Annotated in this window: 29 protein-coding genes and 1 pseudogene; 14 read left to right on the forward strand and 16 right to left on the reverse strand. The window is 66.9% G+C overall.

The features are described 5' to 3' along the window. The first annotated feature begins 110 nt into the window (after window positions 1-110). Window positions 111-1,685, forward strand: a complete 1,575-nt coding sequence (locus LZ586_RS12770; protein ID WP_235076665.1) for an aldehyde dehydrogenase (NADP(+)) — start codon at window positions 111-113, stop codon at window positions 1,683-1,685. Window positions 1,686-1,931: 246 nt separating this feature from the next. On the opposite strand, the gene LZ586_RS12775 is transcribed toward LZ586_RS12770, so the two are convergent. Continuing rightward, window positions 1,932-2,993 (reverse strand): aldose epimerase family protein, encoded by a 1,062-nt coding sequence (locus LZ586_RS12775; protein WP_235076666.1) that lies wholly within the window; start codon window positions 2,991-2,993, stop codon window positions 1,932-1,934. Then, a complete protein-coding gene (locus tag LZ586_RS12780; protein WP_413777342.1) occupies window positions 2,990-5,458 on the reverse strand; it encodes a glycoside hydrolase family 3 N-terminal domain-containing protein in 2,469 nt (822 codons plus the stop codon). The genes LZ586_RS12775 and LZ586_RS12780 overlap by 4 nt, the downstream gene beginning before the upstream one ends. Before the next feature lie 121 nt (window positions 5,459-5,579). Between LZ586_RS12780 and LZ586_RS12785 the strand changes: the two genes are divergently transcribed. Then, a complete protein-coding gene (locus LZ586_RS12785; RefSeq protein WP_235076668.1) occupies window positions 5,580-6,362 on the forward strand; it encodes an SDR family oxidoreductase in 783 nt (260 codons plus the stop codon). Between the two features lie 43 nt (window positions 6,363-6,405). Here the strand turns inward: LZ586_RS12785 and LZ586_RS12790 are convergent. Further along, window positions 6,406-6,705 (reverse strand): annotated as a pseudogene (locus LZ586_RS12790) (4a-hydroxytetrahydrobiopterin dehydratase); the annotation flags it as partial. A gap of 38 nt (window positions 6,706-6,743) precedes the next feature. Between LZ586_RS12790 and LZ586_RS12795 the strand changes: the two are divergent. The 5 genes from LZ586_RS12795 to LZ586_RS12815 all read left to right on the forward strand — a co-directional run bounded on the left by LZ586_RS12795 (window position 6,744) and on the right by LZ586_RS12815 (window position 9,455). Further along, entirely contained in the window at window positions 6,744-7,148 is a 405-nt protein-coding gene (locus tag LZ586_RS12795) for a metallopeptidase family protein (protein WP_235076670.1), read from the forward strand. Then, window positions 7,145-7,714 carry a heme ABC exporter ATP-binding protein CcmA gene (gene ccmA, locus LZ586_RS12800; RefSeq protein ID WP_235076671.1) on the forward strand — a complete coding sequence of 190 codons (570 nt, stop codon included), beginning with the start codon at window positions 7,145-7,147 and terminating at the stop codon, window positions 7,712-7,714. Before LZ586_RS12795 ends, ccmA begins: the two co-directional genes overlap by 4 nt. Beyond that, window positions 7,711-8,355 carry a heme exporter protein CcmB gene (locus LZ586_RS12805; RefSeq protein ID WP_235076672.1) on the forward strand — a complete coding sequence of 215 codons (645 nt, stop codon included), beginning with the start codon at window positions 7,711-7,713 and terminating at the stop codon, window positions 8,353-8,355. Before ccmA ends, LZ586_RS12805 begins: the two co-directional genes overlap by 4 nt. Window positions 8,356-8,587: 232 nt before the next feature. Then, window positions 8,588-8,926: a hypothetical protein gene (locus tag LZ586_RS12810; RefSeq protein WP_235076673.1), complete on the forward strand. Its 339-nt coding sequence runs from the start codon at window positions 8,588-8,590 to the stop codon at window positions 8,924-8,926. 154 nt (window positions 8,927-9,080) lie between these two features. After that, window positions 9,081-9,455 (forward strand): hypothetical protein, encoded by a 375-nt coding sequence (locus tag LZ586_RS12815; RefSeq protein ID WP_235076674.1) that lies wholly within the window; start codon window positions 9,081-9,083, stop codon window positions 9,453-9,455. Between the two features lie 182 nt (window positions 9,456-9,637). Here LZ586_RS12815 and LZ586_RS12820 read toward each other — a convergent pair whose 3' ends face one another. From LZ586_RS12820 to LZ586_RS12865, 10 genes are all read right to left on the reverse strand, one after another. Then, window positions 9,638-10,000, reverse strand: coding sequence for a hypothetical protein (locus LZ586_RS12820; RefSeq protein WP_235076675.1), 363 nt, complete (start codon window positions 9,998-10,000; stop codon window positions 9,638-9,640). A 154-nt stretch (window positions 10,001-10,154) separates the two neighbouring features. After that, window positions 10,155-11,024 (reverse strand): class I SAM-dependent methyltransferase, encoded by an 870-nt coding sequence (locus tag LZ586_RS12825; protein WP_235076676.1) that lies wholly within the window; start codon window positions 11,022-11,024, stop codon window positions 10,155-10,157. Continuing rightward, window positions 11,021-12,412 carry a threonine synthase gene (gene thrC, locus LZ586_RS12830; RefSeq protein ID WP_235076677.1) on the reverse strand — a complete coding sequence of 464 codons (1,392 nt, stop codon included), beginning with the start codon at window positions 12,410-12,412 and terminating at the stop codon, window positions 11,021-11,023. Before thrC ends, LZ586_RS12825 begins: the two co-directional genes overlap by 4 nt. Window positions 12,413-12,459: 47 nt before the next feature. Beyond that, window positions 12,460-13,068, reverse strand: coding sequence for an SURF1 family protein (locus tag LZ586_RS12835; RefSeq protein ID WP_235076678.1), 609 nt, complete (start codon window positions 13,066-13,068; stop codon window positions 12,460-12,462). Beyond that, window positions 13,068-13,394 (reverse strand): DUF983 domain-containing protein, encoded by a 327-nt coding sequence (locus LZ586_RS12840; protein WP_235076679.1) that lies wholly within the window; start codon window positions 13,392-13,394, stop codon window positions 13,068-13,070. Before LZ586_RS12840 ends, LZ586_RS12835 begins: the two co-directional genes overlap by 1 nt. Window positions 13,395-13,473: 79 nt before the next feature. Continuing rightward, complete coding sequence (locus LZ586_RS12845) at window positions 13,474-14,358, reverse strand: cytochrome c oxidase subunit 3 (RefSeq protein WP_235076680.1); 885 nt, start codon at window positions 14,356-14,358, stop codon at window positions 13,474-13,476. A gap of 32 nt (window positions 14,359-14,390) precedes the next feature. Beyond that, a complete protein-coding gene (locus LZ586_RS12850) occupies window positions 14,391-14,924 on the reverse strand; it encodes a cytochrome c oxidase assembly protein (RefSeq protein WP_261346005.1) in 534 nt (177 codons plus the stop codon). After that, window positions 14,921-15,094, reverse strand: coding sequence for a hypothetical protein (locus tag LZ586_RS12855; protein ID WP_235076681.1), 174 nt, complete (start codon window positions 15,092-15,094; stop codon window positions 14,921-14,923). The genes LZ586_RS12850 and LZ586_RS12855 overlap by 4 nt, the downstream gene beginning before the upstream one ends. Then, on the reverse strand, window positions 15,091-15,996 hold the full coding sequence (locus LZ586_RS12860; protein ID WP_235076682.1) for a heme o synthase: 906 nt from the start codon (window positions 15,994-15,996) through the stop codon (window positions 15,091-15,093). Before LZ586_RS12860 ends, LZ586_RS12855 begins: the two co-directional genes overlap by 4 nt. Window positions 15,997-16,065: 69 nt before the next feature. Further along, complete coding sequence (locus tag LZ586_RS12865) at window positions 16,066-16,953, reverse strand: PhzF family phenazine biosynthesis protein (protein WP_235076683.1); 888 nt, start codon at window positions 16,951-16,953, stop codon at window positions 16,066-16,068. A gap of 33 nt (window positions 16,954-16,986) precedes the next feature. On the opposite strand from LZ586_RS12865, the gene LZ586_RS12870 reads away from it, so the two are divergent. Continuing rightward, complete coding sequence (locus tag LZ586_RS12870) at window positions 16,987-17,319, forward strand: ArsR/SmtB family transcription factor (RefSeq protein WP_235076684.1); 333 nt, start codon at window positions 16,987-16,989, stop codon at window positions 17,317-17,319. Window positions 17,320-17,330: 11 nt separating this feature from the next. Continuing rightward, window positions 17,331-17,729 carry a VOC family protein gene (locus LZ586_RS12875; RefSeq protein WP_413777288.1) on the forward strand — a complete coding sequence of 133 codons (399 nt, stop codon included), beginning with the start codon at window positions 17,331-17,333 and terminating at the stop codon, window positions 17,727-17,729. Window positions 17,730-17,918: 189 nt separating this feature from the next. Here the strand turns inward: LZ586_RS12875 and LZ586_RS12880 are convergent, their stop codons facing one another. The 3 genes from LZ586_RS12880 to coxB form a co-directional block, all read right to left on the reverse strand. Next, window positions 17,919-18,191: a hypothetical protein gene (locus LZ586_RS12880; protein WP_235076685.1), complete on the reverse strand. Its 273-nt coding sequence runs from the start codon at window positions 18,189-18,191 to the stop codon at window positions 17,919-17,921. Window positions 18,192-18,335: 144 nt separating this feature from the next. Then, window positions 18,336-20,012 carry a cytochrome c oxidase subunit I gene (gene ctaD, locus LZ586_RS12885; RefSeq protein WP_235076686.1) on the reverse strand — a complete coding sequence of 559 codons (1,677 nt, stop codon included), beginning with the start codon at window positions 20,010-20,012 and terminating at the stop codon, window positions 18,336-18,338. Then, window positions 20,005-21,183 (reverse strand): cytochrome c oxidase subunit II, encoded by a 1,179-nt coding sequence (gene coxB / locus LZ586_RS12890; protein ID WP_235076687.1) that lies wholly within the window; start codon window positions 21,181-21,183, stop codon window positions 20,005-20,007. Before coxB ends, ctaD begins: the two co-directional genes overlap by 8 nt. A gap of 168 nt (window positions 21,184-21,351) precedes the next feature. Between coxB and pyrE the strand changes: the two genes are divergently transcribed. The 5 genes from pyrE to LZ586_RS12915 all read left to right on the forward strand — a co-directional run bounded on the left by pyrE (window position 21,352) and on the right by LZ586_RS12915 (window position 25,255). Next, window positions 21,352-21,933: an orotate phosphoribosyltransferase gene (gene pyrE, locus LZ586_RS12895; protein WP_235076688.1), complete on the forward strand. Its 582-nt coding sequence runs from the start codon at window positions 21,352-21,354 to the stop codon at window positions 21,931-21,933. Further along, window positions 21,930-22,658, forward strand: a complete 729-nt coding sequence (locus LZ586_RS12900; protein WP_235076689.1) for a pyridoxine 5'-phosphate synthase — start codon at window positions 21,930-21,932, stop codon at window positions 22,656-22,658. Before pyrE ends, LZ586_RS12900 begins: the two co-directional genes overlap by 4 nt. 151 nt (window positions 22,659-22,809) lie before the next feature. After that, window positions 22,810-23,223, forward strand: a complete 414-nt coding sequence (acpS, locus tag LZ586_RS12905; protein ID WP_235076690.1) for a holo-ACP synthase — start codon at window positions 22,810-22,812, stop codon at window positions 23,221-23,223. Beyond that, entirely contained in the window at window positions 23,223-24,095 is an 873-nt protein-coding gene (gene lepB / locus LZ586_RS12910) for a signal peptidase I (protein WP_235076691.1), read from the forward strand. Before acpS ends, lepB begins: the two co-directional genes overlap by 1 nt. After that, window positions 24,095-25,255 (forward strand): AI-2E family transporter, encoded by a 1,161-nt coding sequence (locus LZ586_RS12915; protein ID WP_235076692.1) that lies wholly within the window; start codon window positions 24,095-24,097, stop codon window positions 25,253-25,255. The genes lepB and LZ586_RS12915 overlap by 1 nt, the downstream gene beginning before the upstream one ends. The last annotated feature ends 4 nt before the right edge of the window (window positions 25,256-25,259 follow it).

A 25,259-nucleotide genomic window follows, 5' to 3' on the forward strand; every position in this document is an offset into this window, starting at 1 on the left:
CTTGCGGCACTGCGCCTCGCCACTTTACGCGCTGCGGCATTGAACGCGCGCACCGCTCGGCCTAAGTCGCGATCCTGTTAACGGTAACGGTCAAGATTGGAGTGCACGGTATGGCGCTGACTGGGGAATTGTTCATCGCGTCGAAGCGCGTGAAGCGCGACGGCGCAGGCTTCAAGGCGATCGCCGCGGCAACCGGCGCGGAGATCGAGCCAAGCTTCAGCAACGCCACGCCCGAGGATCTCGAAGCGGCCTGTGCCGCAGCCGAGGCCGCGTTCCTGCCTTATTCCAACCTGCCGCGCGAGCAGCGTGCGAGCTTCCTCGAAGCCATCGCTTCCGAGATCGAGGCGCTGGGCGACGAACTGGTCGAGCGCGCGATGCAGGAAAGCGGCCTGCCCCAGCCGCGCCTGACCGGTGAGCGCGGCCGCACCGCCGGCCAGCTGCGCCTGTTCGCCAAGGAACTGCGTCTGGGTGATTTCCTGCGCGTGCGCATCGACCATGCGATCCCAGACCGCGCACCGCTGCCCAAGCCCGATCTGCGCCTGCGCATGGTGCCGCTCGGCCCCGTCGCGGTGTTCGGCGCGAGCAACTTCCCGCTCGCCTTCTCGGTGGCTGGTGGCGACACCGCCGCTGCGCTCGCCGCCGGTTGCCCGGTGGTGGTGAAGGGCCACAGCGCGCATCCCGGCACGTCCGAGATGGTCGCCGGTGCGATCCTGCGCGCGGCCGAGAAGACCGGCATGCCCGAGGGTGTGTTCTCGCTGGTAAACGGCGTGGGCAACGAGATCGGCGGCGCGCTGGTCAGCGATCCGCGCATCAAGGCAGTGGGCTTCACCGGCTCGCGTGGCGGCGGTCTCGCACTGGTTCGGCTGGCGCAGGCGCGTCCGGTGCCGATCCCGGTCTATGCCGAGATGAGCAGCGTGAACCCGGTGTTCCTGCTGCCCGGCGCACTGGCGTCGCGCGCCGAAGCGCTGGGCAAGGCCTATGTCGCCTCGGTGACGATGGGTGCGGGCCAGTTCTGCACCAACCCTGGCCTGGTGCTGGCGCTCGAAGGCCCCGACCTCGAGCGCTTCGTGGCAGCCGCATCGGAAGCGATGACCGGCACCGCCGGCGCGACGATGCTGACTCCAGGCATTCACAAGGCCTATGAGAGCGGCGTCGCCAAGCTGGCATCGGCGCCGGCGCTGACGCTCGTCGCGCAGGGCCAGGAGCCGAGCGGTCCGACCTGTGGCCGCGGCGCGCTGTTCGCCATGACCGGCGCCGACTTCATCGCCGATCCGAGCCATGCCGAGGAAGTGTTCGGCGCGAGCTCGCTGCTGGTGCGCTGTGCCGATATCGAGGAGATGCTCAAGGTCGTCGGCCTGCTCGAAGGCCAGCTGACCACCACGTTGCACCTCGACGACGCCGACACCGAAATCGCGCAGCGGCTGGTGCCGGTGCTCGAGCATCTCGTCGGCCGCATCCTGTGCAACGGCTGGCCGACCGGCGTCGAAGTGACTGACGCGATGGTGCACGGCGGGCCGTTCCCATCGACTTCGGACGGCCGCAGCACTTCGGTGGGCACGCTGGCGATCGACCGCTTCCTGCGCCCGGTCTCCTACCAGGATCTGCCCGAGGCATTGCTTCCGGCCGAACTGCGCGAAGGCGCGGCCGGCATCCCGCGCCGCATCGACGGCACGCCTACGGTCTAAAATCCTGCTTCCTCCCCTCCCAGCAAGGGAGGGGAGGAAGGGGCGGCCAGCTGGGGCCCCTCGGGAGACACTATTCCTTTGTCACCCCGGCCTTGAGCCGGGGTCCCGCTGCCTTAAACTGGTAGAAGAAGAAGCAAAATCCCGGCGCAAGGCCGGGATGACGGCGTGTTTTCAACGCCTGCACTCTCCGACGTGCGGGCGGACCATGGCGCCCGAGCCGCTTACGCCGGGATCAGCCAGCGACCCTCAAACCGACCCGAACGCCGCCGCAACATCCTCAGCAACTCTAAACCGCAACGCGATCTCATGCCGGCACGTCTCGCCGGGATCGAGCCGGGCGGAGGGGAATTCCGGCTGGTTCGGGCTGTCGGGAAAGCGCTGCGGCTCCAGGCACAGCCCGTCATGCGCGGCATAGACCCGCCCGCTATTGCCCGGCGCCCCGCCGGCCAGGAAGTTGCCGGTATATAGCTGCACTCCAGGCTCGGTCGAATGCACGTCCATCACCCGCCCCGAAGCCGGATCGAACAGCGTGGCGATCCGCCGCAGCGCGCCGGATGTGCCGTCGAGCACGAAATTATGGTCATAGCCGCTGCCGATCCGCAGCTGCTCGTCCTCCGCTTCGATGTCGCGGCCGATGGCACGGGGCGTGCGGAAGTCGAACGGGGTGCCCTCCACCGCCCGCATTTCACCCGTCGGGATCTGCGTTTCGTCCGCCGGCGTGAATCGCCCCGCCGGGATCTGCAGCAGATGCTCGAGGATCGTCGCGCCGCTCGCCTCGCCGGCCAGATTGAAATAGCCGTGCGAAGTGAGGTTCACCACCGTCGGCTTGTCGGTGGTGGCGCTCAGCTCGATCGAGAGTCCGTCCGCCTCCAGCGTGTAGCGGACCTGCGCGCGCAACGTGCCGGGAAAGCCGTTGAACCCGTCCGGGCTTTCCAGCGCGTAGGTGACCGAGTGTTCGTCGCGCGCTTCCACGCTCCAGAATTGCTGGTCGAACCCCAGCGGCCCCGAATGGAGGCTGTTCGCCCCATCATTGGCGCCGAGCCGGTACTCGGTGCCGTCCAGCGTGAAGCGCGCCCCGCCGATGCGGTTGGCATAGCGCCCGGCGACCGCGCCGTAGAAGCGCGGGGCCCCACGATACGCCTCCAGATCCTGGAACCCCAGCATGACGTTCGCGGCATCGCCGCTGCGGTCGGGCACCTCCAGGATGCGCAGCGCCGCGCCCAGATTGACGAACTGGGCGCGGAACGCCCCGCGGGTCAGCTCCACCGTCTCGATGGAGCCGCCCTGGACGAGCGGGGCGTCGCTCACTTGGCTCCCGGGCAGGTGGCGGTGGCGGGATCGGAGACGATGCGGACATCGGCCAGCGACACCGTCAACGGCCCCGACGCCTGGATCACGAACGGCGCGGCGACCTTGGTCAAGTCGACGCCGTTCGCCGCGTAGCATTTCAGCGCGATGTTGGCGGTGCGCCAGCTGCCGGTCTGGCCGGTGAACAGGCTGGTGGCGTCGATCGCGCCGGTATTGGCGCCGCCTTCCATCAGCAGCTTGACCGGGCCGGTCGCGGCGCGGTCCACGCGATAGCTGATCTGGAGCGACAGGTCGGCATTGGCCTCGCGGGTCAGGTCCAGCGCGCCGCCGCCGATGCGCAGCGTCGCCGGGCCGGCGGGCCAGGTCAGCTGCTGCGCGCCTTCCTGGGTCTGCGGGCCGTCGACCGGCCGGCGGGTGATCCGGCTGTCGGTCGCGAACGAGAAGGGTGCCGGCGCCGCGCCCTTGGCGAAGAAGGTGCTGGTGTTGGCCAGCGACGGATCGATCCCCGACACTTCGCTCAGTGTCGCCACCTTGCCGCCCTTGGCGTAGCTCAGGCCATAGCCGAGCGGGAACAGCGGGTTGTATCCCGGCTTGCCCTTGTTCAGCGTGAACTGCGCCGCGGTCCGGGGCCAGCTGTACGACAGGCGCCCGGTGAAATCGCGGCGCGCCTTGCCCGCGGCGTTGCCGATGAGCACGTCGGCCACGCCCGCGCCTTCGCTGCCCGGCAGCCAGGCGGCGACGAACGCGTCCGACGCGTTCAGCTCGGGGTTCACCCACAATGGCCGGCCCGACAGGAATACCGACACCACGGGCACGCCTGCATTCTTGTAGCGCTTGAGCAGTGCCAGCGCCTGCTTGTCGCCGGGCTGGAACTCCAGCGTACGCACGTCTCCGCGCATTTCGGCATAGGGCTGCTCGCCGAACACGACGATCGCGACATCGGGCTGCGCAGTGAAATTGCCATCGGGCGAATAGGTCGCGGTGCCGCCGCCGGCTTCCACCGCCTTTCGAATGCCCGAGAAGATCGTCTCGCCGTTCGGGAACACGTCATTGCCGTTGCCGTCGCCCTGCCAGCTGATCGTCCAGCCGCCGGTCTGCAGCATCATCGAATCGGCACCCGGTCCTGCGACCAGCACGCGGGCGCTGGCCTTTACCGGCAGCACGCCGTTGTTCTTGAGCAGCACCAGCGACTTGGCGACGGCTTCGCGCGCGATCGCACGATGCTCGGGCGCGCCGAGCACGCCCTGCTTGCCCTCGAACGGCCGCGACGCATCGAACAGTCCCAGCTTGGCCTTTACGCGCAGGATGCGGCGGACGGCATCGTCGACGCGCGCCATTGGGATGCTGCCGTCGCGGACATGGCGCAGCGTCGAATCGAACAGGCCCTTCCAGCTGTCGGGCGCCATCGCCATGTCGAGTCCGGCGTTGAACGTCGCCGCGCAATCGGTGTTGGTGCAGCCGGGAACCTGGCCGTGGCCGTTCCAGTCGCCGACGATGAAGCCCTGGAAGCCCATCCGCTCCTTGAGCACGCCGGTCAGCAGCGACTTGTTGCCGTGCATCTTGGCGCCGTTCCAGCTCGAGAAGGACGACATCACCGTCAGCGTGCCGGCGTTCACCGCGGGCGGGTAGCCGGCGCTGTGGGTCTTGATCAGCTCGGCCTCGGACACGCGGGCGTCGCCCTGGTCGATGCCGTTCCACGTGCCGCCATCGGCCAGGAAGTGCTTGGCCGACGCCGCGACCTTGCCCTTCTGGATGCGGTCGGTGGTGGTCGGGTCGCCCTGAAGCCCGCGGATCATTTCGCCGGCATAGCGCCGCACGATCGACGGATCCTCCGAATAGCCTTCATAGGTGCGGCCCCAGCGGTCGTCCTGCGGCACCGCCAGCGTAGGGCCGAACGCCCAGTCGATGCCTGCCGCGGCGGTTTCGGCTGCGGTCGCCTCGCCGATGCGGCGGATCAGCGCGGGATCGTTGGCGGCGCCCAGCGCGACGTTGTGCGGGAAGATCGTCGCGCCGATGACGTTGTTGTTGCCGTGCACCGCGTCGACGCCGAACATCAGCGGGATCGGGACATGGCCGGGGCGCTGCTCGAGCGCGATCGCGCGAAACGCGCGCGCGGTGGCGACCCAGTCGGCCTGGCCCGCGCGGTCATCGCCCGACAAAGGCGGCGAGCTGCCGCCCGCCAGGATCGAACCCAGCGGATAGGTGCGCAGGTCCTCGGGCTTGATGCTGCCGATATCGGCCTGGATCATCTGGCCGACCTTTTCCTCCAGCGTCATGCGCGCGAGCAGGTCGGACACTTGCTTCTCGGTCTGCGGATCGATCAGCCCCTGGCTTCGCGCCGCCGGCCATTTGGACGGGGTCGCCACCGTCTGGCCCGCCGACAGCGCTGTCGGCGCCTGCTGCGCCAAAGCGGGCATCGCCCAGAAGATGGTGGTCGAAAGCAACAGCTTCATGCCAGGCCGCATCATACTCTCCCTGATTGATTTGACGTATCGATAGACGATGTCGCCGGGCCAAGTCCACGCCGCGCTTGGCAGAACGGCCAAGGGCTGTAGTTTGTCGTGCTGCTGGAAAACGAGGGGCAGGATGGCGGGCGAGAAGGCGATCTTCATCAGCGGCGGCGCGTCCGGGATCGGCTTGGCCGTGGCCAGGCTTTTCGCCGCCCGCGGCTGGCGCGTCGGCCTGGCCGACATCGACGCGGCGGGCCTCGAGTCCGCCCGGGCGCTGCTGCCCGGTGCGGCCACCTACGCGATGGACGTGCGCGACCACGCGCAATGGGTCGCCGCGCTTGCCGACTTCACTGCCGCGACCGGCCAGCTCGACGTCCTGTTCAACAATGCCGGGGTGCCCCACAGCGGACCGCTCACCGAGTGCGAGGTGGCTGGGATCGAACGCGCCGTCGCGATCAACCTGGTGGGCGTACTGAAGGGCGCGCATGCCGCGCACCGCTTCCTCAAGGCGACGCCCGGCGCATGCATGCTGATCACCGGGTCGGCGGCGGGCATCCACGGCACCCCGGGCGCCGCGACCTATTCGGCGACCAAGTTCGCGGTGCGCGGGCTAGCCGAGGCGCTGGACGGAGAATGGGCCCCCGACGGCATCCGGGTGCGCACGCTGATGCCCAGCTTCATCGAAACGCCGCTGCTCGACCACACGGTGAACACGGGAAATCACTCGGTTCGCCAGGCGGTCCGGGCGGCAGGGCTGGAGATCACGCCGGTCGAACAGGTCGCCGAGGCGGCATGGCGCGCCGTGCACGGCAACCGGCTCCACACCCAGGTCGGCAAGACCGCGCACCGCCTGTGGTTCCTCGCCCGCTGGGCGCCTGGCCTGCTGCGCAAGACGATGCGCAACCGGCTACCGCGCTGAAAAGGGCAAAGCCCAGCCAGGGAACACCAGCGCGCGCCGGTCTCTATCCGATCACTCGCTCGATCGCCTGCGCCATCTCCACATCCCGCTGCGACAGCCCGCCAGCGTCATGCGTAGTGAGCAATATCTCCACCCGGTTCCACACATTGGACCACTCAGGGTGATGGTCCGCCTTCTCCGCCAGCAGCGCCACTCGCGTCATGAAGCCGAACGCTTCGTTGAAGTCGGCGAAGGTGAAGCGCCGCTTGATCGCATCGCGCTCCGGGTCGTGGGTCCAGCCGGTCAATTGCGCCAGGGCCGCGCCCCGTGCTTCCTCGCTCAACCGCTCCACCATGACACTCTCCTTGCCGCGCCTTCGTGCCTCCGCCTATGGACTTGGCCATGACCGGGCAAGCGCCAACCCATGCACCCGATGCCGCCGCCATCGAAACCCTCGCGCGCGCCGCACTCGCCCGCATCCCCGCGCCGTTCGCCACCCACCTGCACGATGTCGTGCTGGTGGTGGAGGAGTTCGCCGACGACGAGACGCTCGACGCGCTCGGCATCGAGGATCCGTTCGAGCTGACCGGCCTCTATCACGGGCGCCCGATCGGCGAGAAGTCGGCGTTCGACTCCGGCGCGTTGCCCGACCGCATCCATCTCTATCGCCGCGCGCTGCTGGAGGAGTGGGTAGAGACCGGCGTTTCGCTAGAAGCATTGGTCGGCCATGTCGTCGTCCACGAAGTCGGCCATCATTTCGGCCTGTCCGACGACGACATGCACGCGCTCGAGGACGCGCCCGAGTGACCGCAACGCTGGCGTTCGACGATGTCGCCTGCCTGCGCGGCGGACGCCTGTTGTTCGAACATCTCGGCTTCGCGCTCGGCTCCGGGGACGCGCTGGTGGTGCGCGGCCCCAACGGCGTCGGCAAGTCCAGCCTGATCCGCCTTGCCGCAGGGCTGCTCGCGCCCGCCGCCGGAGCAATCCGCGGCACGGGCGAGCGCGCGCTTCTCGCCGAAACCGCCGCGCTCGACTCCGAATGCGCGCTAGGCGACGCCCTGCGCTTCTGGGCCAGGCTCGATGGCCGCGCCGACGCGGTCGACGACGCGCTGGACACCGTCGGGCTCGGCGGATTGGAGCGTGTGCCGGTGCGCCTGTTGTCCACCGGCCAGCGCCGCCGCGCCGCGCTGGCCCGCGTGATCGCCGGCGGCGCGCCGATCTGGCTGCTCGACGAACCTTCCAACGGTCTGGACGCCGCCGCCGTGGCGATGCTGGAGCGCGCGATCGAGCGCCACCGCACCGCTGGCGGCATCGCCCTGATCGCCACCCATGTTCCGCTGCGCATCGCCGCCGCGCAGGAGCGCACGCTATGACGGCATGGCTGCCGATCGTCGGGCGGGAGGTCCGGCGGGCGTGGAGCAGCGGCGGGCTGTTGCTGCCAGTCGCCTTCTTCCTGCTGGTGGCGATCCTGTTCCCCTTCGGCGTCGGCCCGGACGGCCGGCTGCTCGCAACAGTCGCCGGCGGAACCGTCTGGACCGCGGCGCTGCTGGCCGCCTTGCTGCCGGTCGAGCGGCTGGTCGCGCCCGACCTGGAAAGCGGTGTGCTCGATCAGTTCGCGGTGCGCGGGATCGCCGACAGCGCCGTCGCCGCCGCCAAGATGACCGGCCACTGGCTGGGCTTCGCGCCGCCGCTGCTCGCCGCGACGGTGATCGCGGGCGCGCTGCTGCGTTTGCCCGAAGCGGCCCTGCCCGCGCTGCTGCTCAGCCTCGCCATCGGCACCCCGGGCCTCGCGGCGCTGGGGGTGGCGACCGCCGCCCTGGTCGCGGGGCTGCGCGGTGCCGGGGCGCTCGCCGGACTGATCCTGCTGCCCTTCGCGGTGCCGCTGCTGATCTTCGGCGTCGGCGCCGCCTCGGGCCAACCCGGCGCGCTGAAGCTGCTCGGTGCGGTCAGCCTGTTGCTGGTGGCCGGCTGCCCGCTCGCCGCCGGCGCCGCGATCCGAATGGGCCGGTCCTAGAGCGGGAACCAAGCTCTTCCTCCGTCCCCGGCCTCGAGCCGGAGTCCCGCCGCCCAGGGTTCGATCCACCCTGCTGTGCACCGACCTTCTCCCCGGCGACAGCCGGGGCCAGCTGCTACGCGCTCACCCAGTTTGTGGCCGCCGTCGCGGTGGCTCTGGCAGCGCTCGCGCCGCTCAATCGTGTGGCTTTCCCGATTATTCGACGGAGGTTGAGGTAGTCCGCTTCCGCCCAATGACAGTCATTCAGCATCGCCTTCGCATCTCCCAAGAGCAGACGTTGGTTCAGCTTCAGGAGGAAGGGCAGCGAGTGCCACTTGCAGACATTCCTTTCCTCAGCGATGCGTCGGCAATGCAGCTGGTCCGAACTCTCCTAGCAGTTGTGCTTGTGGTTGCTCTCTGCTGCGTCGTGGTCGGCGCGATGATTATCGCCATCGGATCGGCTTTTTACGCCTTTACCGCACTGTCCACCGTCGCATTCGCCCAATTAGTAGTAGCCGTCGCGCTGGCATTGGCAGCGCTCGCGCTGCTTAATCATGTGGCTTTCCCAATGATCCGGCGGAGGTTGAGCTAGTCCGTTTCCGCCCAATTGCGGACGTTCAGGTCCATCGTCGTGGCGCCCGTAGCGGCCCTTCATTCATCTGTAGATTGTAGCCACCGGAGTTAGTTGCAGACACCTCCTGCTAGTGTCAGACTTCAGGATGCAATTTAGAACTTTTGCCGCAGCCATGTTGCTTTTCGCGCTTCCTGAGAAGGCTGCAGCTCAAGGTGAAGATCCGGCGCAAGGTCAGCCTACGGAAGTCGTTCGTGGCGTGCTCGTGATGCATTGGGAGTACCCGCACTTCGTCCGAAAAGATGCAAACGGCGAGAGAGTCTATGAGCTCGATCTCAGTCGCGTCACGTGGTGGAAGAAAAGGTTTTTTGATCCATTGACGCCTGAATCAATGCTCCTGACTCCACTCTTTTGCATCTCAGCACGGGGTTATGTAGATAAAGATAGGTTAGGAGAAACTGGTCGCGCAACCTTCGTGTTCACGGAGATCACCTCCACGATCGAGGTCAAAGTTGAAGCCGCGTGTGGCGGGCAACAGGCTAATCGCTAACGTTCGTTTCACCACCTCGCGGTGGCAGTTAACGCTAAGCGCCACCTGGAAGCGGAATGTCCGCTTTTTACCCAGTCTTTGCTGTTCGTGATCGGCAAAGCGGACACTGCAAGCGGACTGGCGGCTTCCGCCCAGTTGCGGTCATTCAGTAGGTCTGAATCGACCTTCGATCGGACGCTCGTTCAGGCAGGCAGATCGAGAGTTCTGTGCTTCCCGAGAAAGGGACGAATTAGCTCACGGGTGCGAGGTTCATGCCTCTCGCTGTGGTCGAAGGCGATGTAGAACTCGAAGAATGTGTTTGGCCACTCAACATCGTCGCTGATGTCCAACAACACGCCATAAAGAGCGTTCGCCACGCTGTCTGCAAATTCCCAACCAAGAAAGCCGGTGAAGAAATCCTCCGCCAACTCCACTGAAAGAAGATCGAACACCTTTTCGGCAGGAAGACCGCTGATGTTTGACCACCTTCCGATGTCGTCGTCCGAAACTAGACGGTCCCCACTACGCCACCGTACGCGTAGCTCTGCCAAGGCGCTATCATACATGCTCAGGTTTTAGGCCCCACGCGCGGTTTGCGCCAGTGATCAATGTCCGCATCCCGTGCCTCACCCGCTGTAAGCAGACTGTCCGCTAACCACCACTTTCGGCCGTTTAGCCCTTTCCCCGAAGGCGGTCGTTTACGAGTCCCCAACCTGAGCTCTAACGGCTCCACCGCGCGAAGATCGCTGTCGGCAGCATCAGCCCGCGCGCTTCTTCGCGGACCGTCAATTCGCCCGCTTCCACCGTGCCGCCCAGATCGGCGAAGTGCTGGCGCACCAGTTCGCCGATCGCCAGCGCCGACATGCGCACCGCGTACACCGTCAGGAACAGGAAGCGCGAGTCGGCGTCGAGCAATTGGCGGCAATCGGCGATCAGCCCCGGCAGCCCTTCTTCCAGCTTCCATACTTCGCCATTGGGCCCACGGCCCCATTTCGGCGGATCGAGGATGATCCCGTCATAGCGCCGCCCGCGCCGGATCTCGCGCGCGACGAACTTGCCGGCATCGTCGATCATCCAGCGCGTCGGCTTGTCGGTCATGTTCGACAGCGCGGCGTTGGCCTTGCCCTCGGCCACCGACTTCTTCGACGCGTCGACATGCGTCACGCGCGCGCCTGCCGCGGCCAGAGCCAGCGTGCCCACGCCGGTATAGCCGAACAGGTTCATGCACTCGGGCGCGTCCATGCCTTCGATGCGCCCGCGCATCCAGTCCCACACCGGCGCCATGTCGGGGAAGAAGCCAAGATGCCGGAACGGCGTGTTCTGTGCAGTGAAGCGCACTTCGCGCCAGCGCAGCGGCCAGCCGTCCTGCGGCACGGCGCGGGCGAACTGCCAGCGGCCGCCGCCTTCCTCGTCCGATCCGGGGATGAACTCGGCGTCGGCATCCCAGTCTTCCGAGGCCGGCGCCCACATCGCCTGCGGCTCGGGACGGATGAAGCGGAAGCGGCCATAGCGCTCGAGCTTGCGGCCATGGCCGCTGTCGATCAGCCCATAGTCCGCCCAGGGCTCGCCGGTCATCGTCACCAGGTTCATGGGCGCGGCACTGCCCGCTCGGCAATATAGCCGGTCACGGCCTCATAAGTGCCGGGCAGCACGTCATAACGCTCCTCGCGCTGGTGCAGGTCGCCTACCCGTGCCGGCACCGCGGGACGCTGGCCGGTGGCGCGCTCGACCGCGTCGGCGAACTTGGCCGGATGCGCCGTCGCCAGCGTCACCACCGGGATTGCGGGATCCAGCCCGCTCGCCCGCGCGGCGGCAAGTCCGATGCCGGTATGCGGATCAAGGACCTGACCTGTCTCCGAACATGCCCAGCGCATCGCCTCGTTCATCGTGTCGGCCCCGATCGACGCGCTGGCGAACAGCCCCGCCGCACCGTCGCGCTGGGCATTGGTCAACTGCATCGCCCGGGCCGCCTCGAACCCGCGCATCTGGTCGCCGACCGGCGCACCGGCGAGGTCGAACAGCAGCCGCTCGAAATTGGAGCTCACCTGGATGTCCATCGACGGCGCCGCGGTCGGCGTGACGGTGCCGGTCGAGTAATCGCCGGTGGAGAGCGCGCGGTGGAGGATGTCGTTGACGTTGGTCGCGACGATCAGCTTGGCGATCGGCAGCCCCATCCGCGCTGCGACATAACCGGCGAACACGTCGCCGAAATTGCCGGTTGGTACCGAGAACGCGACCGGCTTGTCGGGGGCGCCCAGCCGGACCGCGGCGTAGAAATAATAGACCACCTGCGCCATCAGCCGCGCCCAGTTGATCGAATTCACCGCCGACAGCTGGAAGCGTCCGGCGAAACCGGGATCGTTGAACATCGCCTTCACCAGCGCCTGCGCGTCGTCGAAGCTGCCGTCGATGGCGATGTTGTGGACGTTGGGCGCCAGCACCGTGGTCATCTGCCGCCGCTGCACTTCGGACACGCGGCCCTTGGGGTGCAGCATGAAGATGTCGACGCCGATCCGCCCGGCCACTGCGTCGATCGCCGCCGATCCCGTGTCGCCGGAGGTCGCGCCGACGATCGTCAGCTGCGTGCTGCCGCCCGCCAGGAACCGCTCGAACAACTGGCCCAGCAACTGAAGCGCGACATCCTTGAACGCCAGCGTCGGCCCGTGGAACAGCTCCAGCAGCCAGTGCCGCTCGTCGAGCTGGACCAGCGGCGTCACCGCGGCGTACGCGAAGCGGCCATAGGCAGTGGTGCACAGCGCCCGCAGCGCGTCCTCGTCCAGGTCGGGCTGGACGAAGGGCAGCATCACCCGCACCGCCGTCTCGACATAGGACAGGCCGGCAAGCCCCGCGATCTCGTCGCGGCTGAACTCGGGCCAATGCTCGGGCACATACAGGCCGCCATCGCTGGCGAGCCCCGCCAGGGTCACGTCTCGAAAGCCGAGAGAAGGCGCGGTGCCGCGGGTGCTCTGATAGCGCATCGGCACCGGTTAGCGCTCGTAGCTGGCCGTCACAAGATAGGCATTGTTTAGCGCGGCTTCCGCGCCCGCAGCCGCAGCGCGAGGACATAGATCACCACCGCCGCCGCTGCGAACAGGAACCACTGCACCGCATAGCCCAGATGGTTGTTGGGTACCGACGACATATCGGGCGCGGCGTTGCGCTCCAGCCCGGCTGGCGGCGTGTCGGCCACCAGCATCAGCCGCTGCTTGCGGCGGTCGAACAGGCTGGCGATCATCGGGCGCGCGCCGGGCGCATGGCTGATATAGCCCCGCACCGGCCCGCCCTTCCACATCGGCTTGGCCAGCGGATCGCGCGTGGTGCCCAGCTGCACGATCACCCCCGGGCCCTCGGCCCCGGTGCGGCATTCGACGATCAGCCGGAACCCCGCGGCGCCGGCACCGGCCATGGTGCTCGACACCGGCTCCAGGCACATCGCCGAGGTGCGGCGGAACAGCAGCGCGTCATCGTCGGTGCGCGGAAACGCGATCGCCGGCTTGGCCGGATTGGCCGCCAATTGCGCGAGCATCGCTTCCTTGCGCGGCCAGCGGTCGAGCAACTGCCAGAAGCCCAGGCCGATCATCGCCGCTACCGCCAGCGCAACCAGGATCGACGGCACGATCGGCACGCGCCGCATCACTCGTCCTTCCGGATGCGGCCTTCGCGTGCCTTGTTGCGGAACTCCAGCGCCAGGAGCCAGCCCTTGGCGATGCGCAGCGTGAGCACGGTCATGATCAGCGTCAGCGGCAGCCACAGCAGGATATGGATCAGAAAGCTCGGCTCGAATGCGAGTTCGACGACCAGCGCCAGGATCGTCACGATCGTGCCGATCCCCAGCGTCAGAAAGACGACCGGCCCGTCGCCGACATTGAAGTCGCGGAAGTCGAGCCCGCAGTTCGAACAGGTGTCGGCATAGGCCAGATAGCTGCGGAACAGCGTCTTCGCGCCGCAGCGCGGGCACATGCCGTGAAGCCCGGAAGCGATCGGGGGAGGCAGCGCGGCGCTGCCTCCCCCGGAATTGTTGTCAGGTATTTGGTTCACGTCAGCCGGCGTGGACCGGCGCGCCCCAGCCACCCCAGACATAGATCGAGGCGAACAGGAACAGCCACACCACGTCGACGAAATGCCAGTACCAGGCCGCGGCCTCGAAGCCAAAATGCTGGCGCGGGGTGAAGTCGCCCTTGTACACCCGCACCAGGTTCACGATCAGGAAGATCGTGCCGACCAGCACGTGGAAGCCGTGGAAGCCAGTCGCCATGAAGAAGGCGCCGCCATAGCTCGACCCGCCCTCGCTCGCCGCCTTGAAGGGGAACGGCGAGTGCATATACTCGTACGCCTGGACGCAGCTGAAGATCAGGCCGAGGATGATCGTCAGCCACAGGCCCTTCTTGACGCTGTCATTCTCGCCGACGCCGATCAGGCCCCACAGCCCGCGCAGCGCGCCGCCGCGCTCATTGTGGAGCAGGCCGTGATGCGCCCAGGTGACGGTGCAGCCCGAGCACAAAAGGATCAGCGTGTTGAGGAGCGGGAATTCCCAGGCGTTGATGACTTCCATGCCCTTGGGCGGCCACTGCCCGCCGACCGCTTCTACGGTCGAGGGGAATAGCGAGAAGTCGAACCACGACCAGAACCAGCCGACGAAGAACATCACTTCCGAAGCGATGAACAGGATCATGCCATAACGCAGGTGCAGCTGCACCACGGGCGTGTGGTCGCCGCGATGCGCTTCCTTGATCACGTCGGACCACCATCCGAAGAAGGTGATCGCGATCATCGCCACGCCGGCGAAGAAGACCAGCCCGCCCGAGGCCACCGAATGCATCCACATGATGCCGCCGGACGCGAGCACCAGCGCCGCCATCGCGCCGAAAAACGGCCAGATGCTCGGCGGAAGGATATGATATTGGTGGTTCTTCGCTCCAGCCATGGGCCCGTCCCTGTTCCTTGGTTTGCCGTTGCTTAGCTTGCCGTCTTGCCGGAATCCACCGGGTAAAACGTGTAGGAGAGCGTGATCTCCTCGACATCGCGCGTGTCCGGATCGTTCAGGATCGCCGGGTCGACATAGAAGATCACCGGCATCCGCACGGTTTCACCGGCCTGCAGCGTCTGCTGGGTGAAGCAGAAGCACTGGATCTTGGTGAAGTATTTGCCCGCCACCGTGGGCGTCACGTTGAACGTCGCGGTGCCGGTCACGGCCTTGTTGCCGGTGTTGCTCGCGGTGAAGAACGCCATGTCGCGCCCGCCGATGTCGATCGTGTCGGCGCGCCGCTCGGGCTGGAACTTCCACGGCATGCCCTGGGCGACGTTGCTGTCGAACGCGACGGTGATCTTCTGCCCCACCCGCCCGGGTGCCCGGTCGCCGCGCTGGGTGGTGCCGTCCAGCCCGGTTGCTTCGCAGAACATGCGGTACAGTGGCACGCTGGCGAACCCCAGCCCGGTCATCGAGCACACTCCCACCGCGGCGAGCAATGCGGTGCGAAGGTTGCGGTTCACGGCGCGTGGCCCTGGCTGATCTTCACCATCGAAATGGCGAACACCAGCCCGACGAACGCGAACAGCAGCACCGCCATCACGCGCGCGCGGCTCTGCTGCCGGGCGCGGATCACCTGGCTGTCGGTCAGTGCCTGCGCGGGCGGAGTGAGATCGTCGTCGCGTTCAGTCATGCGAACCACCGGTCGGCGACCAAAGCGCCGAACATGAGGAAGAGATACAGGATCGAATATTTGAACAATCGTTTTTCCGGCAGCATCGCGTCGCCCGGAGCCGATTGCCGCGTCGCCACCTTCAGCGCCAGCGCCAGGAACACGGCGTTCAGCGCCACCGCCGTCCACCCGTATAGCGGCCCGGTCAGCTCCAGCAGCCAGGGCGCGACCGCCGCGGCGATCATCGGCACGGTGTAGATGCCGATCTGGGTACGCGTCACCCGCTCGCCGGCCACCACCGGCAGCATCGGCACGCCGGCATTGGCGTAATCGGTCTTCACGAACAGCGCGAGCGCCCAGAAATGCGGCGGCGTCCACAAAAAGATCAAGGCGAACAGCAGCACCGGCAGCAATGCGACATCGCCGGTCGCGGCCGCCCAGCCGATCACCGGCGGAAAGGCACCCGCCGCGCCGCCGATGACGATGTTCTGCGGCGTCCGGCGCTTCAGCCAGATCGTGTAGATGAAGACATAGAACAGGATCGAGACGGCCAGGATGATCGTCGCCGCCACGTTGATCGCGAAATACATCAGCCCCAGGCTGAACCCGGCGAGCCCCACGCCGAAATGCAGCGCCGACTGGCGGTCCATGCGCCCGGCGGGCAGCGGCCGCCCGGCGGTCCGGCGCATCTTCGCGTCGAGATCGGACTCATACCATTGGTTCAGCGCACCCGCGGCACCCGCGCCCAATGCGATGCACAGGATCGCGGTGAAGCCGAGCACCGGATGGATCGGCACCGGCGCCGCCAGCATGCCGCACAGCCCGGTGAAGACGACCAGCGTCATCACCCGCGGCTTGGTCAGCGCAAGGAAATCGCGCCAGTCGGCGGGAAGGGCTGCGGGTGAGGCGAGGGTGCTGGGCATGACTCGCTACGGGCTATAGGGCCGCAGCGCCGCCGAAGAAAGGGGCACGCGCCGCTGTCAGCCATCCCCTCACACTCTGATCGTCCCCGCCATGACTGGCACGCAGGCGCCGTGGAGCGTGGCCACGATCCCGCCTGCTTCCCGCCGCGCCTCCACCTGGAGAAGACTGGGTCGGCCCATCTCCACGCCTTGGTGGACCGTGAATGCCGCCGCCTCGCGCGCCGCATCCAGCGACAGCAGCAGGCAGGCGAGGGGGGCGTTCGCGCTCCCGGTCGCCGGGTCTTCCCACGTGCCCGCCAGCGGCGCGAACATGCGCGCGCGCAGCGTCATGGCGTCCCTGCAATAGACATGGACGGAGAAGCGATTGCCGTGTTGCGGATGCGCCGCCAGCGCCGCGCGAAAGGCGTCGATATCCGGTGCGCAGCCGGCGAGGGCGTCGGGGGTGAGTTCGGCGATGACATAGGCATTGCCGTTCGACGCGACGGTCGGCGGGTGGGTCTTCGTCACGACGTCGCCGGGATCGAGGCGTAGAACCCCGGCGATCAGTTCTGGCGGCAGGGTCTCTCCTACCGTCAAAGGTTGCGGCGTCGTGATGGCCGCACCAACCGCAGCGCCGGCACCGTCCCGCGCGATCCGCACGCGAACAAGGCCCGCTCCGATTTCGAAAACCGCCTCCCGAAGATCGGGGTCTTCGCTCGCGAGGATGAAGGCCGTGCCGACCATCGGGTGCCCCGCAAAGGCCATTTCGGCGGTCCGGTTGAAGATGCGGACACGGGCGGTGTGCGCCGGATCGGCGGGCGGCAGAACAAAGGTGGTCTCGCTCAGGTTGAACTCGGCGGCGACCGCCTGCATCGTCGCCGTGTCGAGCGTGTCGCCACCCATGACCACTGCGAGCGGGTTGCCGCCGAAGCGCGTCGTCGTGAACACGTCCGTGGTGAAGAAGGGCAAGATAGGCATGGCAATCCCCGCTGCTATTCGCGCAGGATTGACATGCATTTCGTCGATTGGCAAACCGACGACATAATGGGTGAGGCCGACCTTTTCCGTGCCCTGGGCAACGAGCGCCGTCTGCAGATCCTCCGCTGGCTGCGCGATCCGGTCGCGCACTTTCCTCCGCAGCGGGACGGCGACTTGGTGGAGGATGGCGTCTGCGGCCAGTTCATCGCCGACAAGCTCGGCGTCAACGCGTCCACGCTCAGCGAGCATATGCGCGTGCTGCAGGCCAGCGGGCTCGTCACCGCCAAGCGCATCCGGCAGTGGACCTTCTACCGCCGCGACAACGACAAATTCGCCGCGATCGCCTCGATCGTGGGCGCGATCTGAAAGGGGTGCCGGTGTTCAGCCATGTAACGGTGGGCGTAAGCGACCTGGATCGCGCCGCATCCTTCTACGATGCACTGTTGGCACCGCTCGGGCTTGTCCAGCGCAGGGTGGAGCCTGACGGCGGACCACCGTCGCGGTGCTGGCATTTGCCCGGGGTCAACCTCCCTCGCTTTTATGCCTGTCTCCCCTTCGATGGGCGTCCCTGTTCGGCTGCCAACGGTGGCATGGTCGCGTTCCTGGCCCCTTCGCCCGAAGCCGTTGAAGACGCCTATGCCGCAGGGCTACGGGCAGGCGGCGCAGATGAAGGCCCGCCGGGCCCTCGGCACCATTACGGCCCCGATTATTTCGGCGCCTATCTGCGCGACCCGGACGGCAACAAGGTCCATGTCGTGCATCGCGGGGATCTTTAGCGCTCCGCTTTCCCGGACTGGATATGCTGGCAGTCGTTGATTTCTAATCCCACTGCAGTTCCCCGGCGAACGCCGGCGCCCAGTTGCCGCGTCGCCGAAAGCGCGACACGCCGTTTCAAAGCTCAGAAACCCGACCCTGAAGCGTGATGCCACACAGCGTCCCCGCCGTCGGGGAACAGCAACGCCAGCTTACAGCGCGTTGCCCTGTTGCTGGGCAGGCGGCACTTCGTTGACGCCCTCGCGCGTCTCGCCGCTGGCCTTCTCCACCTGGTGCTTGGTCCAGAACACGAAGCCCGAACCGAACAGCGGCAACAGCGTCAGGATGGCCCAGCCCAGCCCTGCGCCGCGACTGCGCAACATGCCGCGCTTGCGCAGCACCATGCCGATCACGAACAACAGCACCGTCGCTGCGACCAGCGCCAGCACCACGCCCAAGCCGGTATTTGCGGTTCCCTGACCCATGGCACCCATCTCCCTGTTGCGGCTTTGCAAACGCGCCCCGTCCAGGCGGGTTGCAGCCCGGCCTCCAGGGTCGCGGAGCAGGGGCAAAAAAAGAGCGCCCCGGCTTGGTGGCCGAGGCGCTCGATTTCACAAAGGAGCCGGTGCTCAGTCGATCCGCGGCAGCGTCTCGAACTGGTGGAACGGCGGCGGGCTGGACAGCGTCCATTCCAGCGTCGTCGCGCCTTCGCCCCACGGATTGTCTTCGGCCTTCTTGCCCGAGATCAGCGACCAGATGATGTTCACGAAGAAGAACACCATGCCCAGCGCCATGATCTCATAGCCATGGCTCGCGATCTGGTTCCAATAGGCATAGGCGTCCGGATAGTCCGGGTAGCGCCGCGGCATGCCCTGCAGGCCCAGGAAGTGCATCGGGAAGAACAGCACGTTCACGCCGATGAAGAACACCCAGAAGTGCAGCTGGCCGAGGAACTCGTTGTACATCCGGCCGGAGATCTTCGGGAACCAGTAATAGAAGCCCGCGAACAGCCCGAACACCGCGCCCAGCGAGAGCACATAGTGGAAGTGGGCGATCACATAATAGGTGTCGTGCATATAGTCGTCGACGCCGCCATTGGCGAGCACGACGCCGGTCACGCCGCCGACGGTGAACATGAAGATGAAGCCCAGCGCCCATACCATCGGGGTCTTGAAGCTGATCGAGCCGCCCCACATGGTGGCGATCCACGAGAAGATCTTCACGCCGGTCGGCACCGCGATCACCATCGTCGCGGCGGTGAAGTACATCTTCACCGTCACGCTCAGGCCGGTCACGAACATGTGGTGCGCCCACACCACAAAGCCGACGAAGCCGATCGCGACCATGGCATAGGCCATGCCGAGATAGCCGAACACCGGCTTGCGGCTGAAGGTGGCGACGATCTGGCTGATCATGCCGAACGCCGGCAGGATCATGATGTACACTTCGGGATGGCCGAAGAACCAGAACAGGTGCTGGTACAGCACCGGGTCGCCGCCATAGGCCGGGTCATAGAACGCCGTGCCGAAATTGCGGTCGGTCAGCAGCATGGTGATCGCCGCGGCGAGCACCGGCAGCGCCAGCAGCAGCAGGAAGGCGGTGATCAGCACCGACCACACGAACAGCGGCATCTTGTGCAGCGTCATGCCCGGTGCGCGCATGTTGAAGATGGTGGTGATGAAGTTGATCGCGCCCAGGATCGAGCTGGCGCCGGCGATGTGCAGCGACAGGATCGCCATGTCCACCGAAGGCCCAGGCTCGCCATAGGTCGATAGCGGCGGATACACCGTCCAGCCCGTACCGGCGCCTCCGCCGATGAATGGCGACGCCAGCAGCAGCGCGAACGCCGGCACCAGCAGCCAGAACGACACGTTGTTCATGCGCGGGAACGCCATGTCGGGCGCGCCGATCATGATCGGCACGAACCAGTTGCCGAAGCCGCCGATCATCGCCGGCATGACCATGAAGAACACCATGATCAGCCCGTGCGCGGTGATCAGCACGTTCCAGAAGTGGAGCGCCTGGTCGAGGCTCTGGGTGCCGCCATGGAACAGGCCGGCCCAGGTCGGCAGATACTGGATGCCCGGATCGGCCAGCTCGGCGCGCATCAGCCCCGAGATCGCGCCGCCGATGATCCCCGCGACGATCGCGAAGATCAAATAGAGCGTGCCGATGTCCTTGTGGTTGGTGGACATGAACCAGCGCGCGAAGAAGCCCAGCTTGTGGTCGTCATGATGATCATGCGCATGATCATAATCGCGCGCATGGGCGTCATGCGCGACGTGGGGAACTGCGGTATCAGTCATTGCTATGGTCCGCTTGTCCGAGGCCCGCGGGGTTCTGCGTGGCTGGCTTGTTGGTCACCGCGGGCGCGGCGGTTGCGTTGATGGTCGGCGCGCCTTCGTCGGACGTGCCGTTCGCGGTATCGTCGGCGCTGTCGTTGCCCGGTTCCGCGGGAACCTTGCTGCCCGACTGGGCGCCTGCCTGGCCGGGCATCTTGCCGCCCTTGGCCGCGACCCAGCGTGCGAACACCTCGGGGGTCACTGCTTCCACGGCGATCGGCATATAAGCGTGGCGGGCGCCGCAAAGCTCGGAGCACTGGCCGAAATACAGGCCCGGCTTCTCGATGGTGAAGCTGGTCTCGTTCAGCTTGCCGGGCACCGCGTCGAGCTTGATCCAGAAGGCGGGCATCGCCCAGCTGTGGATCACGTCCTGCGCGGTGGTGACCAGCCGGATCGGCACGCCGACCGGCAGCACCACGCGCTGGTCGGTGGCGAGCAGGCGCGGACCATCGGCATCGGTGCGGAAACGCTGCCCGGCGGCAACATCGGTCTGCTCCTTGAGCATGTTCGACGTCAGCTGGATGCCGCCATGGTCGGGATATTCATACGACCAGAACCACTGGTTGCCGATCGCCTTCAGCGTGACGGCACCCTTGGGCGCCGGCTTGAACTGCGCGGCGAGCAGCCGGATCGACGGCACTGCGATCGCGATCAGGATCAGCACCGGCAGCAGCGTCCAGAGGATCTCCACCATGGTGTTGTGCGACGTGCGCGACGGCGTCGGGTTCGCCGCGCGGCGGAACCGCACGATGACGTAGATCATCAGCGCAAGCACGAGCAGGCAGACGAACGTGATCAGCGGCAGCAGGATCACGTTGTGGAACCAGTGCGCCTCGCGGCCATTGGGCGTGACCTGGTCCTGCAATCCCCACAGCTTCGCGGTGGGCTGTCCCATGCCCGGCGTGGCGTGAAGGATCGGCTTGCCGGCCGCGTCCAGCGTCGGGTCGGCGGTCACCGGCGCCGGAGCGGCAGCCGTGGCGGGGGTGCCTGCCGGAGCGGCGGACGTGCCCGCCGACTGCGGCGTGGCAGCAGATTGCGGCGCGGCAGCAGGCGCCGCCACATTCTGGGCCTGGCCGGGCACGGCGAACGCCAGCCCCGCTGCCAGGAAAAATGAAGTCAACCCAAGCATGCGCATCGTGTGTTTTCACCCTGTTCGCGAAGGCGCCATAGGCGAGGTAAGAACTCTCCTGATCTCGGCGGCGTATACGGCCCGGGGGGCATTCTCAACCTTTTTCGGACATGGTTGCGGCGGCGCTGGGGGGTCCCTAAGACTCCGGCAAAGCGCGAAAATGGGAGTGCAGACTTGGCCGGCGACGAAATCCTCCAAGAGTTCCGGGACGCGGGAGCCCTGCTGGAGGGACATTTCATCCTGTCCTCCGGACTCCGCTCGCCGGTCTTCCTTCAAAAGATGCGCATATTTGAAGAGCCCGTGCGCAGCGAGCGGGTCTGCACGGCGCTGGCAACCCTCATCCGCGACACTTTCGGCAACATCGACATCGTCGTCTCGCCCGCGATCGGCGGCATCATCCCCGGCTACGAAACCGCCCGCGCGCTTGGCTGCAAGGCAGTGTTCGTCGAACGCGAAGACGGCGAGTTCCAGCTGCGCCGCGGCTTCGAGATTCCAGCCGGCGCCCGCGTCGTAATGGTGGAGGACATCGTCACCACCGGGCTGTCGTCGCGCGAATGCATCGCCGCGATCCGCAAGCACCCCGGCAATCTGCTGGGCGCCGCGTGCATCGTCGATCGCTCGAACGGCAAGGCCGATGTCGGCGTGCCGCTGGTTTCGCTGACCAGGCTCGACGTGCCCGCTTATCCCGCCGACCAACTTCCTCCCGAACTCGCCGCCATCCCGGCGATCAAGCCGGGGAGCCGGGTGACGGCGTGACCGGAACGCTGCGCCTCGGGGTCAATATCGACCATGTCGCGACCGTGCGGAACGCGCGCGGATCGGGCTATCCCGATCCGGTGCGCGCCGCCTTGCTGGCGGCGCAGGCCGGCGCCGACGGCATCACCGCGCATCTGCGCGAGGATCGCCGCCATATCACCGACGACGACATCGCCCGGCTCTCGGCCGAACTCCCGGTGCCGCTGAACCTGGAAATGGCGGCGACGCAGGAGATGCTCCACATCGCGATTCGCCACCGCCCGCACGCGGTGTGCATCGTGCCCGAAAAGCGCGAGGAGCGCACCACCGAGGGCGGGCTCGATGCGGCCGGGCAGTATGGCCATCTCGCGCCGATCGTCGCGGCACTGCGCGACAATGGCAGCCGCGTGTCGCTGTTCATCGAACCCGACGCGCGCCAGATCGACGCCGCCATTCGCCTCGGCGCTCCCGTGGTCGAACTGCACACCGGCCGTTTCGCCGAACTGGATGGCAGCGACCAGGCCGACGAGCTCAAGCGCCTGGCCGACGCGGCGGCGCTGGCCGTGAAGAACGGCATCGAGCCGCATGCCGGACATGGCCTCACCTTCGACAATGTCGTGCCGATCGCCGCAATCCCGCAGCTGATGGAATTGAACATCGGCCACTTCTTGATCGGCGAAGCGATCTTCGACGGTCTGGGTCCGGTGGTGCAGCGCATGCGCACGCTGATGGATTCGGCGCGGTGATCGCTCTCTTCAATACTTCCCGGCACGGGGAGGGGGACCAGCCGCAGGCTGGTGGAGGGGGATCTCCACAAAGGATCGCCCGCGTGGCACGGCCCTTCCACCACGCGCTGCGCGAGCGGTCCCCCTCCCTGTGCCGGGGAGGAATGGCGCAGTGATCCTCGGCACCGGCTCGGACCTCTGCAATATCGAACGCATCCAGGCCTCGCTCGACCGGTTCGGCGCGCGCTTCGAGAACCGCGCCTTCACGCCATCGGAGATCGCCAAGGCCGATCGTCGCCCGCACACCCGCGCCGCGACGCTGGCCAAGCGCTTCGCCGCCAAGGAAGCCTTTTCCAAGGCAGTGGGAACCGGGTTCAAGGCAGGGGTGTTCCTCAAGGACATCGGTGTCGTCAATGCACCTTCCGGCGCGCCGACCTTGGTGCTCACCGGCGGGGCCCAGGCAAGGCTTGACGCCATCACACCCGAAGGCCACGTCGCGAAGGTACATCTGACGTTGACGGACGATCATCCCTGGGCCTTCGCCATGGTGATCATCGAGGCGCTGGCGGTCGGGAAGGACGATTGATGGCCTCGGACGAGTTCGCGTTGACGCACCAGGATTTTCAAGCCGAGGACGGCACCACGCCAGCGCGGCGCACCGACTGGCTAGCCGAATTGCGCGGCGTGGTCTGGCTGGTGCTGGCCGTACTCGGCTTCCACAGCCTGGTCGCCAAGCCCTTCTACATTCCGTCGGAGTCGATGATGCCCAACCTGTTGGTGGGCGATCGGCTGGTGGTGACCAAATATCCCTATGGCTATTCGTTCGTCACCCCGACCTTTCATTTGCTGCCATTCATGCCCGGTCGGCTGTTCGGCCACCTGCCGGAACGGGGCGACGTCGTCATCGTGACGCCGCCGGGCTCGGAGACTGACTACATCAAGCGCGTGATCGGCCTGCCGGGGGACCGCATCGCGGTGCGCGCCGGCATCGTCTACTTGAACGGCAACGCCGTTCCCCGCCGCTTCCTGGGCGAGCGTGACATCCCCGCGGATGCGAATACCCGCTGCGACGACGAGCATTATCCTGGACGGCGCGTCGAGAATGCCGGCGGACGAGCGAGCTGCCGCCTGCCGATCTACCGCGAGACTCTGCCGAACGGCCGCTCCTACGACACGATCGACAAGGGCTGGAGCCCTGGCGATGAGTTCGCCGAGCTACGCGTGCCCCAGGGCCGGGTGTTCCTGATGGGCGACAACCGCGACAACAGCGCCGATAGCCGTTTCTCCACGGCGGAGAATGGCCTGGGCGGACCAGTCCCTTGGGAGAATATCGGCGGCCGGGCCGAGTTCATCACCTTCTCGCTCGACGGCAGTGCCGATCTGAACCCGCTCACCTGGCCATACTCCTTCCGTCCGGGCCGCGCGGGCATGTCCCTTCACCCCAGCAGGAGCCAATAATGGCGAGCGGCACTCCCGAGGCTGAAGGCATTCAGGTCACCCGCGAACCCGGGCCCAACGAACTGCGCGATCCGATGACCCGCGCCGAGCTCAAGCGGGCATCGGTGTGGTTCGGGTTGGGGATCGCCATTGCGCTGGTCGTGCTGCTGATCCAGCCGCTGCTGATCATTTTCGGTGGCCTGGTCTTCGCCTCGATGCTCGATGGCGGCGTCCGCCTGCTTGGTCGGGTTCTGCCGATTCCGCGCGGCCTGAGGCTCCTGATCGTGGTGCTGCTGGTGCTGGGCTTCATCCTGGGCACCTTCTATCTGACAGGGGTGCAGATCGCGGAGCAGGCGAACCAGCTGCGCGATACGCTGGAGATCCAGGGCAATCGCGTAGCCAGCTGGATTTCGAGCCTGGGCCTGATGCCGGGCCGCTCGGATCTGGCGGGCATGGCGCAGCAGGCGCTGGGCTCGGTGGGCCGGCTGACCTCGGCGGTCGGCACCGTGCTCGGCGCCGGCGCCAGCCTGGTGATGATCATGGCGATCGGCCTGTTCGTGGCGATGGAGCCGCGAATCTACGAGCGCGGGCTGCAATGGCTGGTGCCGATAGAGGCCCGCGACCATGTCTCGCTGGTGATCGGGCGCATGGCGCGGATCCTGCGGGTGCTGCTTGCCGGACGCTTGCTCGGCATGCTGTTCGAAGGGGCGCTGACCTGGATATTGCTTTGGGTCGCGGGCGTACCGATGGCGCTGCTGCTCGGTATCATTACCGGCATCCTTGCGTTCATCCCCAATATCGGCGCGTTCATCAGCGGCGTGCTGATGGTGTCGGTGGGCTTCAGTGCCGGCGCCGACACGGGGCTCTGGGCGATCATCATCTATTTCTCGGTGCAGACCTTTGACGGTTACGTGCTGATCCCGATCGTCGCCAAGCGCACGGTGGATCTGCCGCCTGCGCTCACGCTGTCCTCGCAGATCCTTGCGAGCGCGCTGTTCGGGGTCATGGGCCTGGCGCTCGCCGATCCGATGGTGGCGATGATCAAGGTTGCGTTAGAAAGCGAGGCTGAGCGCGCGGCGCAGCGGCAGGATGGCCAACGCCGTTTCCGCTGGCGTCTGGGCCATCGCGAACCCGGCGAGCCGCCGCTGCCGGTCGGGGCCGAGCCGCAAGGCGACGCCTGAGCTA

It is taken from the genome of Sphingomonas sp. S2-65, from assembly GCF_021513175.1.
Lineage (GTDB): Bacteria > Pseudomonadota > Alphaproteobacteria > Sphingomonadales > Sphingomonadaceae > Sphingomonas.